The following is a 12,049-nucleotide window of genomic DNA, read 5'->3' on the forward strand; positions in this document are numbered from 1 at the left end:
CGACGTTCCAGGTCACGCCGTCGAAGATGAAGAACTCGGGTTCCGGACCGAAGAAGGCGGTGTCGCCCAGGCCGGTGCTCTTCAGGTAGGCTTCGGCGCGCTTGGCGATCGAACGCGGGTCGCGGTCATAGCCCTTGCCATCCGACGGCTCGATCACGTCGCACGACAGCACCAGCGTCGGCTCTTCATAGAACGGGTCGATGTGAGCCGTGTTCGAATCCGGCATCAGCAGCATGTCCGAAGCTTCGATACCCTTCCAGCCGGCGATCGACGAGCCGTCGAAAGCGTGGCCGCTTTCGAACTTGTCTTCATCGAAGTGCGACACGGGCACGGACACGTGTTGCTCCTTGCCTTTGGTATCGGTGAAACGGAAGTCGACGAACTTGACGTCGTTTTCCTTCACCAGCTTCATCACGTCTGCAACGCTGTGGGCCATGCCAATCTCCTGGGTATTCGGCAAATGTCTTGAGAAAGCCAATTCTTGGGCCTGTCGCCGGCGGCGCCGCTGCATGTTGCCGCGCTTGCCGACCTTGCCACGAAAGGACGAGGAATGTTAGCAGAAAGCGTGCCAAGCAAACGCCCCACCATCCTCCATGGCCCGAAAAATGTGCAACTCCGGCGAACCGCGCACCGTCGCGGGGTCGGCGCCGCCTGCGACGTCGCCGAACGGAGCGCCCGGGTGGCGCACCATCGACATGCATTCTCGCAGGCCGCCAACCAATAAAACACCACAATGGTGCAATGAGCAATATTTCGCACCTATTTAGTGCGAAAGCACCAAAAACGGTCATGCCATGCCCGGTTCTGACGCCATCGAGTCAGCGCGCCGTGCGTTGAGGCCGCCGGATTGCCGCGTCGCTATAGAATACCGGGTTATGGCCCTTGCGCCCTCCATTCCATCCATTTCATTTGTCACGCAGATGACCACCCGAGACGATCTCCTCCAGGCCGCCCAGCAGCGCCAGCAACAGAACCAGCTCCCGTATTTCGGTGCGCTGTCGCCGCAGGAAGCCTATGCCCTGCTGCAAAACGACCCCGCCGCGGTTCTGGTCGACGTGCGCACGCAGGCCGAACTGGACTGGGTCGGCGGCGTCGATGTACCCGACGCGCAGTTCGCCCATGTCGAATGGATGTCCTACCCGGGCGGCGCGCAGAACGCCCGCTTCGTCGAGGAACTGAAGGCGCTTGTGCCGGCCGACGTGCCGGTGCTGTTCCTGTGCCGCAGCGCGGCCCGCTCCAAGCACGCCGCGCGCGTGGCGACCGAAGCCGGATACCACTTCGCCATGGACGTGCTGGAAGGTTTCGAGGGCAATCGCGACGAGCATCACCACCGCAAGACGGTCGAAGGCTGGTGCGTGCGCGGCCTGCCGTGGCACGGCGCCTGAGCGCCTAGGCGCCGCCGTGCCGGCATGACAAAAGGGGCAGCCTGGCTGCCCCTTCTTGTTTGGTCCGCCGCCGCGAAACCTCAGGCTTGCGTCGATTCCCGCGCCGGCTGCTCAACGACTTCAAACCCCATCGCGCGCACCCCGCCCAGCAGCATGGCATAGGCGGGCGCCACAAGTTCGGCCGGCCCCTTGACCCCCAGGTCGATATGCCGGCGCGCGAAGCGGTCACCGCGCTGCACATCGCCAACCGAAGGCAGGCTGAACACGCGGATGCCGGCAAAGACCGCTTCGACTTTCTCCATCAGCGGCGTCAGCGTGGACTCAGGTGCCTCGAAGACATAGAAGGCGCGCTCCTGATACTGCACCTGGTGGAACAGGTGCGCATACTCGTGGTCGAGTACCCATTCCATCATCGGCCATGCCATTACCGGGAAGCCGGGCATGAAGTGGTGATGTTCCACAGAAAAGCCCGGGATGCGGTTGTAGCTGTTGGGGATGATGCGCGCGCCTTCGGGAAACTCGCCCATCTTGAATCGGTGCTGGTTTTCCGGCTGGCTCAGGTCGGCCTTGACGGGATCGCCGCCGGCGGTCTCCGCAATGCGCAGTGCGATCTGCTCGCGCGCCTCGGGATGCAACCGCAGTGGCACGCCCAGCGCCGCCGCCGCGCACTGGCGCGTATGGTCGTCGGGCGTTGCGCCGATACCGCCGGTGCAGAACACCACGTCAGTTCCGGCGAAGGTGCGCTTGAGCGTGGCGGTAATGCGGCCGCGGTCGTCGCCGACATACTGCGCCCAGTCCAGCGCCAGGCCGCGCGCGCCCAGCAGTTCAATGGTGCGGCGCAGGTGCTTGTCTTCGCGCCGCCCCGACAGAATCTCGTCGCCGATGATAATCAGGCCGAAACCCATGTTGCCCTCGCTTCAGGAATGTTCGATGCGCCGCACGTCGGAGGGCGCCAGGTCGATGATGTCGCCGCCCGCGGACGGACCGGCGGGCTGCTGCGCCGGGGGCTGTGCGTCGCGTTCGGCGGCACGTTCGGCACGCAATTGCGCCAGCGCGCGCAGGCAGAAGTGGCCGAACCACAGTGCTGAAAAGATAAAGATCAGCACGTACAGCCATAGCGTGCCGGCCAGCACGAACGGGAACAGGAAGATCACCGCCGCGGACGACACCCACAGCAGTGTCGGCGCCGAACCCAGCAGACCCACCGCCACGCCGATCACCAGCAGCGGCGTGCGGTGGCGCCGCATCAGCGCCTTGCGCTCTTCCGCGCTGGCATGGTCGGACAGCGCGTCATAGGTCATCACCCGGTAGGTCAGCCAGCCCCACAGCACCGGCGGAATCAGCGCGAAGAACGGTGGCACCAGCCACAGCGGCAGCGTCACCAGCACCAGCAACAGGAACACGACGGTGCTGCCCAGGGACTGGAACACGCTGCCGAGCACGCTGCCGCCGTGAGCCTTGGACAAATCCGGGTAGCTGCGCTCAAGATGGCGCACCACGGCTGGCACCGAGAACACGCCGATGAACATCAGCATCGACGCGATCACCAGCGGCACCGCCAGCGCGGCGACGAACAGCGGCGCCACCACGGCCCGCATCGATTGCAGGCTGAACCAGTCCAGTGCGCTGTAGATCCAGCTGGTCAGCACCGAAGTTTCGAGGAAACCGCGCGTGGCGGTCATGATGGGATCCCAGCCCCACCAGAGCAGCCCGCCCCAGAAGAGCGTGGCCAGGACGAAAGGCAGCACGGTCAGCAGCAGCATGCGGGGATGCAACTGGCTGACAAGCGCGCGGCCAAACGAGCGGAAGATATCGTTCATGCAGCGTGGGTTCGAGCGTGGACTCGACGATTATGCAGTGGAAAACGGAAACAGCCGGCGCGGGGGCCGGCGGCAAACCGGAACACTAGCATACGCCACCTGCCGCCGCCGCGCGGACTGCGGCGCCAGCGGTAGAGGTTCGCTTCAGCGCAGCCGCAGCAGACGCTTGATGCCGTACCACTGGTGGGCGAGGAACCCCGCGCCGTAGTCGTGGCCCTTGCCCAGCGGCGGCGGCAGCTGGTCGCGGATACCGGTGGGGTGGTAGGTCCCGGTGAAGACCGCGGTGCCGAACAGCATGTCCCACCAGGGGAAGATCACGCCGTAGTTGCAGCCGCCCAGCCGTGCCGGGGAACCATCGGCTTCGTGGCCGATGCCGACGGCATGGTGGGTGCGGTGGAAGCGCGGCGAGATCAGCAGGCGTTCGCCGATGGTGCCGAAATGCAGCCGCACGTTGGCATGCTGCAGGCTCTGCAGCAGCTGCGACAGCGCCACCAGCAGCACATATTGCGATGGCTCGACACCCACGCCCAGCGCCACCAGCGCGAACACCAGGTCGCGCAGCATGTCGTCCAGCAGGTGGTTGCGGTTGTCGCTCCACAGCGTCATCTGGCGCTGGCTGTGGTGCACCGCGTGCAGGTGCCACCACCAGCGGAACGTATGCGACAGGCGGTGGTACCAGTAGTCGAGCAGATCGAACAGCAGCAGGTAGACGAAGAAGCTGACCAGCGGCACCGAGGTCACGCCCGGCCACCAGTCCTCGACGTTGATCCGGTGCCAGCCCATCAGACGCAGATGCCCCTCGAGCGAATCCGTCAGCGGCGCCAGCAGGAAGAACATGGCGAGCCGGAACAGCCCGAGGCGGTGGATCGCCGTGTAGAGCATGTCGGTGCGGATCGCGGCGCGGTCGGCCACCGGCTCGACCGGGCGCCATTTTTCCAGCGGCCCCAGAATCAGGAACATCACGGCGATCTGCACCAGCCCCACCAGCAGCCATTCGGTGCCGGTGAAGGCTTCTTCGGCATAGCGGCCAAACCCGAGGTCATAGACCACCGGCAGCACCACGTCCTGGAACAGCGTGCCTTCGATCTGTCCGAACCAGCCGTTGAGCGACTCCCACATTACCGCCTGCCCTCCTGTTGTCCGATGGCCTGCCTGGCGATCCAGTCGCGGTAGGCCGGATGCTCGCGCAGCGTCGCGAAGCAGAAGCCCTTGCGCTCCAGCCCGGACAGCAGCGGCTCCAGCACGCCCGGCGCCCATGGATCCTTGCGCGACCAGATGCCCAGGTGCGCCATGGTGATGTCGCCATCGCGCAGCTTGTCGAGCGCGCGCGCGAGCAGCATTGCATTCGGGTAGCGATCCGACGCCAGCTCATCGCCCAGGAAACCGGCTGGCGCCCAGCCGACGTGGCGGAAGCCGCACTGCTCGGCCCATTGCAGCGTCTGCGGCGCGGTGCGGCCGCCCGGGGCGCGCCAGAGCGGCATCATCTCGGTACCGCTCATGTCGCGGAAGGCGTCGGCGCTGCGGCGCAGTTCGCGGCAGAAGCCGGCAGCATCCATCACCGTGTCCTTGCCGGCCTGCGCGCCGAACTGCGGCCGCATTGTCACCTGGCCGGCGCGCACGCCGCGCAGGTAGACATGGTCGAAGGTATGTGTGCCGAAGGCATGGCCATCAGCGGCCAGCATCTTCCAGTACGGCGCCCAGGACGGGTCGAGCGAACTGTCTTGCCGCACCGTGGGTTCATTGGCCAGGAAGAAGGTCGCGCGGATCTTGTGGCGGCGCAGCGTGTCGGCGATCAGCTTGGCCTGGCTCATGCTGCCGGTATCGAAGGTCAGGTAGAGCGTCCCGGCCGGGCAGGCTTTTGCCGCGGCCCTGTTTGCCTCCGCGGCCTGCGGCGCGGAGGGCAAGGCGCAGGCAAGCGCCACCGCTGCGAGCATCTTGCCGAACCTTCTGAATCGTCCGGACCGCGTAGCCCTGGTATCGCGCATGATCCTGCCCCGACCCGTTTAGTACAGCGGCGCGCGCGTGCGGAAGTAGATACCGTGCGGCGAGCGGCCAACGCGCACGGTCTTGACCAGCTTGCGGCTTGGCACGTCGATCAGCCCGACCGAGCGCGCCCAGCGGAATGTCACCCACAACGTCTTGCCGTCGGCGGTCAGCTCCATGTCGTCCGGCCCGGGCGGCAGGCCCGTGATGTCGCCGATCTTGGCCAGCGTCTGCTGGTCGATGATGCTGATGCTGCCGGTCACGCGATTGCTCAGGAACAGGTGGCGCTTGTCACCTACCGCGCGGAAGTTGTGCGCGCCCTTGCCGGTCTGGATCTGCTTGACCACCGTACGCGTACGCCAGTCGATCACGGCAACGTAGTCCGCGCCGGTCATGCCAACCAGCAGGTATTTCTGGTCAGGCGTGACCCAGATGCCGGCCGGCGCGGAGCCGGTCTCCATCCGCCACAACACGCTCTGGGTGATCAGGTCGATCGCCGCGACCTCATTGGAGTCCTGCAGCGTGATAAAGGCGATGCGGCTGTCGGCGGTAAACGCGATATGGCTAGGCGTCTTGGCCAGCGGGTATTGCTTGGCCATTTTCAGTGCCTTGCCGTCCCAGCGGTAGACATCGACGCGATCGAGCCGGTTGCCGGTGGCGACGAACCACTTCTGGTCGGGCGAGAAGCCGATCTGGTATGGGTCGTCGATATTGGGCACGCGCTGCTGCACCTTGCCGGTTACCGGATCCAGGAACACGAGGTCGTTGCCGACCGCGTTGGCAACGATCAGCGACTTGTCGTCGGGGGTCGCGATCAGGTGGTGCGGCTCCTTGCCAATCGGGAAGGTCTCCAGCACCTTCTGCGTGTCCTTGTCGATCAGCGTGACGGTCGCATCACCCGAATTAAGGATCACCACGACTTCCGCCGATGCCGGCGCGGCCGTCAGGCCCAGCGCGAGCGCGCCCACCGTGATCCCACCAGCCACCAACCGACGCAATGCGAACATAAGACCCGCTACAAGAAGAACTGAACCGGCGATTCTAACGTTTGGGCCGCTAATTCCGCTGACGTCGCGACTGACGGCGGACAAGAATTTGGCAGATTGTTGCGCCGGCACGACCATTTTCCGCCGTACCGGCGCCCGAGCCTCAGCGCTGCATCGATTCCCACACCTTCTGCAGCCGCTTCACCGACATCGGCACGGGAGTGCGAAGCTCCTGCGCGAACAGCGCAATGCGGAGTTCCTCCAGCATCCAGCGGAACTCTTCCAGCCGCGCATCCTCGCCGCCACGGCCTTGCGTGCGCAATTGCTTTTCGGCGCGCTGCCATTGCTGCACCAGCGGCGCCATTTCCTGAATACGCTGGGAATCGCGCGCCGGGTCGCCCTTGAGCTTGTCGATACGCATGGCGATGCCCTTCAGGTAGCGCGGGAAGTGGACCAGCTGCGTGTATGGGGTCTCGTCGATAAAGCGCTTGCTTATCATCCGGCCGAGCTGGGCTTCCATGTCGGCGTAGGCTGCGGCGAACGGCTTGGCCTGCAGCAGCTTGCGCGGCAGCCCGGCGTATTCGGCAAGGATCGCGCCGGCCAGCCGTGCGATCTCCTGCGCCAGCAGCGACAGCCGCGTGCGGCCTTCGTCCTTGCGGGCGTTGAACTCGGCCTCGTTGCGCGGCAGCGGCGACTGCATGCAGGCGCGCTCCAGCGCCAGCATCACGATCTGGTCGCGCAGCATTTCCTGCGTACCCAGCGTCATGTACTGCATCGCCATCTGCTGCAGCCCGGGGATGTTCTTTTCGATGAACTTGACCTGCTCGCGCAGCTGCAGCGCGAACAGCCGGCGCAGCCCCAGGTGGTGGATGCGCGCGGCTTCCTGCGGATCGTCGAAGACCTCGACGTCGCAGTGCGTGCCGCGGTCGACCAGCGCCGGGTAGCCGAACAGCGTCTGGCTGCCCTTGCGGATCTCCAGCAGCTCGGGCAGTTCGCCGAAGGTCCAGCCGGTCAGGTTCTCATACTGGCCAGGCTCGGCGGCCGGCAACTGCGCGGCCTGGTCGGGCGAGCCGGCTTGTGCGGCCACCTGCGCGGCCGCCTGCGCGGCAACGCGCTGGAACGACTGCTGCGCCTGGCCGCCCAGCTCGGCGCGCAGTTGTGCCAGGTTGCGGCCCATGTCGAGCTGGCGGCCGTGCTCGTCGATGACCTTGAAGTTCATCGCATGGTGCGTCGGGAGCGTTTCCAGCTTGAAGTCGGCGCGCTTGACCATGGTGCCGGTCTGTTCGCGGATATCGGCAATCAGCACGTCCAGCAGTTCGCTCTCGCCGAACGGCTGGCGCGAGACAAAGCCGGCGGCGTAGTCCGGCAGCGGCACACAGTGGCGGCGCAGCTTCTGCGGCAGCGACTTCAGCAGCAGGTGGACCTTTTCCTTGATCATGCCCGGCACCAGCCAGTCGGCACGGTCCTGCCGCACCTGGTTGAGCGCGTACAGCGGCACGGTCAGCGTCACACCGTCGCGGTGGCTGCCCGGCTCGAAGTGGTACGTCAGCCCCATGTCCACCCCCGCCACGTTCATGGTCTTGGGGAACAGGTCGGTGGTGATGCCGGCCGCCTCGTGCCGCATCAGCTCGTCGCGGTTCAGGTAGAGCAGCTTGCGGTCCCTGGCGCTTTCGGCCTGGTACCACTGCTCGAAGGTCGTCTGCTGGTTGATCTCCGCCGGGATGGCGCGATCGTAGAAGGCGTAGATCAGCTCGTCGTCGACCAGCACGTCCTGCCTGCGCGACTTGTGCTCCAGATTCTCGATCTCGCGTACCAGGCGCTGGTTGTGCGCGAAGAACGGCAGGCGCGTATCGAATTCGCCTTCAACCAGCGCGCGGCGGATAAAGAGCTCGCGCGCTTCCTGCGAATTCATCGGCCCGTAGTGGACGCGGCGGTGCTGGTAGACCACCAGGCCGTACAGCGTGGCCCGCTCCAGCGCCAGTACCTGGCCGGCCTTCTTTTCCCAGTGCGGATCGCTCCAGCTCACCTTGAGCAGGTGGCCGCCGATCTGCTCCAGCCACTCCGGCTCGATCCGCGCCAGCGTGCGCGCGAACAGCCGGCTGGTCTCGACCAGCTCGGCCGCCACGATCCAGCGGCCGACCTTGCGCGCGATCAGCGAGCCCGGCCACAGGTGGAACTTGATGCCACGCGCGCCCAGGTACTCGCGGCCCTTGCCGTCGCCATCCTCGATGCGCACGCCGACGTTCCCGAGCAGGCCGGTCAGCAGTGCCTTGTGCACCTGCTCGTAGGTCGGTTCGCTCTCGTTCAGGCGCCAGCCCTGCTCCGCCACCGTGGTCAGCAGTTGCGAATGGACATCGCGCCATTCGCGCAGGCGCAGGTGCGACAGGAAATGGGCGCGGCACTGGTCCTGCAGCTGGCGGTTGGATTTCTTGTGCGCGACCGCGTCCTCGAACCACTTCCACAGCTTGACCCAGCCCAGGAACTCGGACTTCTCGTCCATGAACTTGCGGTGCGCCTGGTCGGCGGCTTCCTGCGCTTCCTGCGGGCGGTCGCGCGGATCCTGCACCGACAGCGCGCTGGCGATGATCAGCACCTCGCGCAGGCACTGATGCTCGCGCGCGGCAAGGATCATGCGGCCCACGCGCGGGTCGAGCGGCAGCTTGGCCAGCTGCCGCCCCGTCGGCGTGAGCTGGTTGGCGTCGTCGACCGCGCCCAACTCCTGCAGCAACTGGTAGCCGTCGGCGACGGCGCGACCCAGCGGCGGCTCGATAAACGGGAACGACTCGATATCGGTCAGGCGCAGCGCCTTCATGCGCAGGATCACCGCCGCCAGCGACGAGCGCAGGATTTCCGGATCGGTGAAGCGCGGGCGGCCGGTGAAGTCCGACTCTTCATATAGCCGGATGCACACGCCGTTGGCCACGCGGCCGCAACGGCCGGCGCGCTGGTTGGCGGCGGCCTGCGAGATCGACTCGACCTGCAACTGCTCGACCTTGTTGCGGTACGAATAGCGCTTGACGCGTGCCATTCCGGTATCGACCACGTAGCGGATACCCGGCACCGTCAGCGAGGTCTCGGCGACGTTGGTCGCCAGCACGATGCGGCGCGTGTTGGACGGTTTGAACACCCGCTCCTGCTCCTGCACCGACAGCCGCGCGAACAGCGGCAGGATCTCGGTATGCGGCGGATGGTGCTTGCGCAGCGCCTCGGCGGCCTCGCGGATCTCGCGCTCGCCTGGCAGGAACACCAGCACGTCGCCCGGGCCGACGCGGCACAGTTCATCGACGGCATCGACGATGCCGTCGTACAGGTCGCGCTCGCGCGCCTGCGCGCTGCGCGGCATGGCGCCCGGTGGCGCGTCATCAGCAATCGGGCGGTAGCGCACCTCCACCGGATAGAGCCGGCCGCTGACCTCGATCACGGGCGCGGGCTTGCCATTGAGCGTGAAATGCTCGGCAAAGCGCTGCGCATCGATGGTGGCCGAGGTGATGATCACCTTCAGGTCGGGCCGCTTCGGCAGGATCTGGCGCAGGTAGCCAATCAGGAAGTCGATGTTCAGGCTGCGCTCATGCGCCTCGTCGATGATGAGGGTGTCGTAGGCGCGCAGCAGCGGGTCGTTCTGCGTCTCGGCGAGCAGAATGCCGTCGGTCATCAGCTTGACCGACGCGCCCGCCGACATGGTGTCGTTGAAGCGCACCTGGTAGCCGACATGCTCGCCCACCGGCGACCCCAGCTCCTGGGCGATGCGCTTGGCGGTCGAGGTGGCGGCAATGCGGCGCGGCTGGGTGTGGCCGATCAGCCCCCCGCTCACTTGCCCCGGATCGCGTCCCGGATCGCGTCCCGGACCGCGTCCGATCGACAGGCAGATCTTGGGCAACTGCGTGGTCTTGCCCGAGCCGGTCTCGCCGGACACGATCACGACCTGGCTGGCCAGCAGCGCGGCGGCAATCTCATCGCGGCGGGCCGAGACCGGCAGGGCCTCTGGGAACGTGATCGGGGGCAGCGGATTGACCGCGCGTGGCGGCCGCGGCGGCCGCGGCGGGCGCTCCTGGCGCGGGCCGCGCGGCTGGCGCTGGCCGGGTTCGCCGGCCGGACGGGCGGCAGCGGGTTCCGGGCGGCCGGCGGGCGGCCGGGCCTGGCCCCGGGTCTGCCCGGGGGTCTGCCCGGGGATCTGCCCTTTCGGCGGCCGGGACGGATTGGATGGCGTGGACTGGCCAACACCGGCCGGCGTCTGCGTGGCGGCGGATTGACCTGACCTGACAGGCTTTGCAGCCTTAAAGGGGCGTTGTTCTGACATTGGCCGGGATTATAATCCGCGGGATGAACGCCAGAACCAATACGCCGCAGCCGGCGACCACTCCCGACACGACAGCCGCCACGGCGGCGGAGCCGCCCGCCACGGCCGAACTCCCCCCGACTTCCGCCGAGCCCGCCACCGCAGCGCTACCCGCGGCCGCCGACACCATCGAACGCGGCGGCCCCGACCACCAGCAGTTCGTCGACTGGCTGCGCATGGTGGCGCCGTATATCCATGCCTTCCGCGGCAAGACCTTCGTGATCGCGTTCGCTGGTGAACTGGTCAAGTCGGGCGTGCTTAACGCGCTGGTCAACGACGTGGCACTGCTGCATGCGATGGGCATGCAGATCGTGCTGGTGCACGGCTCGCGCCCCCAGGTAGAAGAGCAACTGGCGCTGCGCCATGTCGAATCGCAATTCGTCGACGGCGTGCGCATCACCGATAACGCTGCGCTCGAATGCGCCAAGGAAGCCGCCGGCGAACTGCGCCTGGACATCGAGGCTGCATTCAGCCAGGGCTTGCCCAATACGCCGATGGCCGGTGCGCAGCTGTCGGTGATTTCCGGCAATTTCGTCACCGCGCGCCCGGTCGGTATCGTCAACGGTACTGACTACCAGCACACCGGGCTGGTGCGCAAGATCGATGCCGAGTCGGTGCGCATGTCGCTGTCGCACGGCAAGGTGGTGCTGCTGTCGCCGCTGGGCTTCTCGCCGACAGGCCAGGCCTTCAACCTGTCGATGGAAGACGTGGCCAGCGCGACCGCCACCGCGCTCAAGGCCGACAAGCTGATCTTCATTACCGAGGTGCCGGGCGTGCCCGACCCGGTCGGCAAGCTGATGCCGGAAATGTCGCTGCGCACGGCCGTGGAGCGACTGCAGAACAACCACCTGCCGCCCGACGTGGCCGACTACCTGCACCACCTGGTCAAGGCGCTCAAGGGCGGCGTGCCGCGTGCGCACCTGATCCCCTATTCGCTGGACGGGTCGGTACTGCTGGAACTGTTCCTGCACGATGGCGTCGGCACCATGCTGTCCGACACCGACCTCGAAAGCCTGCGCGAAGCTTCGCTGGACGACGTCGGCGGCATCCTCCAATTGATCGCGCCGCTGGAAGCGGACGGCACGCTGGTGCCGCGCGGACGCCACCTGATCGAGCGCGATATCGCCAATTTCTCGGTGATCGAGCACGATGGCGTGCTGTTCGGCTGCGCCGCGCTCTATGACTACCCGCGCGAGAACATGGGCGAAATGGCCTGCCTGACGGTCTCCACTGAAGCCCAGGGCACCGGCGACGGCGAGCGCTTGCTCAAGCGCATCGAGCGCCGCGCTCGCGCGCTCGGCCTGGAGCGCCTGTTCGTGCTCACCACGCGCACCGAGCACTGGTTCCTCAAGCGCGGCTTCGTCCACGCCAATGTGGACGATCTCCCGGAAGACAAGCGCAAGCTCTATAACTGGCAGCGCAAGTCGATGGTGCTGATGAAAAAACTGTGACGGCGTAGGGTCAATGGCCGCCGCGCCGCGGCCAGCCGCCTGCTTGGCTACAATAGCGCCAGCGCCCTGAGCCCAGTCTGACGAACGA

The 12,049-nt window shown here is 66.5% G+C and carries 9 protein-coding genes; 2 read left to right on the forward strand and 7 right to left on the reverse strand.

Annotated elements, in window-relative coordinates:
* Positions 1–436: glutamine synthetase beta-grasp domain-containing protein (locus ACIP1U_RS07735; RefSeq protein ID WP_400313482.1), on the reverse strand; the 436-nt coding region annotated here is incomplete at its 3' end.
* Between the two features lie 484 nt (positions 437–920).
* On the opposite strand from ACIP1U_RS07735, the gene ACIP1U_RS07740 reads away from it, so the two are divergent.
* Positions 921–1,385, forward strand: a complete 465-nt coding sequence (locus ACIP1U_RS07740; RefSeq protein WP_400313484.1) for a rhodanese-like domain-containing protein — start codon at positions 921–923, stop codon at positions 1,383–1,385.
* Positions 1,386–1,465: 80 nt separating this feature from the next.
* Here ACIP1U_RS07740 and ACIP1U_RS07745 read toward each other — a convergent pair whose 3' ends face one another.
* From ACIP1U_RS07745 to hrpA, 6 genes are all read right to left on the reverse strand, one after another.
* Positions 1,466–2,290, reverse strand: a complete 825-nt coding sequence (locus ACIP1U_RS07745; protein WP_400313487.1) for a competence/damage-inducible protein A — start codon at positions 2,288–2,290, stop codon at positions 1,466–1,468.
* A gap of 12 nt (positions 2,291–2,302) precedes the next feature.
* Positions 2,303–3,205 carry an EI24 domain-containing protein gene (locus tag ACIP1U_RS07750; RefSeq protein ID WP_400313490.1) on the reverse strand — a complete coding sequence of 301 codons (903 nt, stop codon included), beginning with the start codon at positions 3,203–3,205 and terminating at the stop codon, positions 2,303–2,305.
* Positions 3,206–3,349: 144 nt separating this feature from the next.
* Positions 3,350–4,324 carry a sterol desaturase family protein gene (locus tag ACIP1U_RS07755; RefSeq protein ID WP_400313492.1) on the reverse strand — a complete coding sequence of 325 codons (975 nt, stop codon included), beginning with the start codon at positions 4,322–4,324 and terminating at the stop codon, positions 3,350–3,352.
* Positions 4,324–5,190 carry a polysaccharide deacetylase family protein gene (locus ACIP1U_RS07760; RefSeq protein ID WP_400313495.1) on the reverse strand — a complete coding sequence of 289 codons (867 nt, stop codon included), beginning with the start codon at positions 5,188–5,190 and terminating at the stop codon, positions 4,324–4,326. The genes ACIP1U_RS07755 and ACIP1U_RS07760 overlap by 1 nt, the downstream gene beginning before the upstream one ends.
* Positions 5,191–5,208: 18 nt before the next feature.
* Positions 5,209–6,195 (reverse strand): beta-propeller fold lactonase family protein, encoded by a 987-nt coding sequence (locus ACIP1U_RS07765; protein ID WP_400313497.1) that lies wholly within the window; start codon positions 6,193–6,195, stop codon positions 5,209–5,211.
* A gap of 142 nt (positions 6,196–6,337) precedes the next feature.
* Positions 6,338–10,471, reverse strand: a complete 4,134-nt coding sequence (gene hrpA, locus ACIP1U_RS07770) for an ATP-dependent RNA helicase HrpA (protein ID WP_400313500.1) — start codon at positions 10,469–10,471, stop codon at positions 6,338–6,340.
* Positions 10,472–10,494: 23 nt separating this feature from the next.
* On the opposite strand from hrpA, the gene argA reads away from it, so the two are divergent.
* Positions 10,495–11,961: an amino-acid N-acetyltransferase gene (gene argA, locus ACIP1U_RS07775; RefSeq protein ID WP_400313503.1), complete on the forward strand. Its 1,467-nt coding sequence runs from the start codon at positions 10,495–10,497 to the stop codon at positions 11,959–11,961.
* Positions 11,962–12,049 lie beyond the last annotated feature (88 nt).

The sequence above is a fragment of the Cupriavidus sp. NPDC089707 genome (genome assembly GCF_044748965.1).
GTDB lineage: Bacteria > Pseudomonadota > Gammaproteobacteria > Burkholderiales > Burkholderiaceae > Cupriavidus.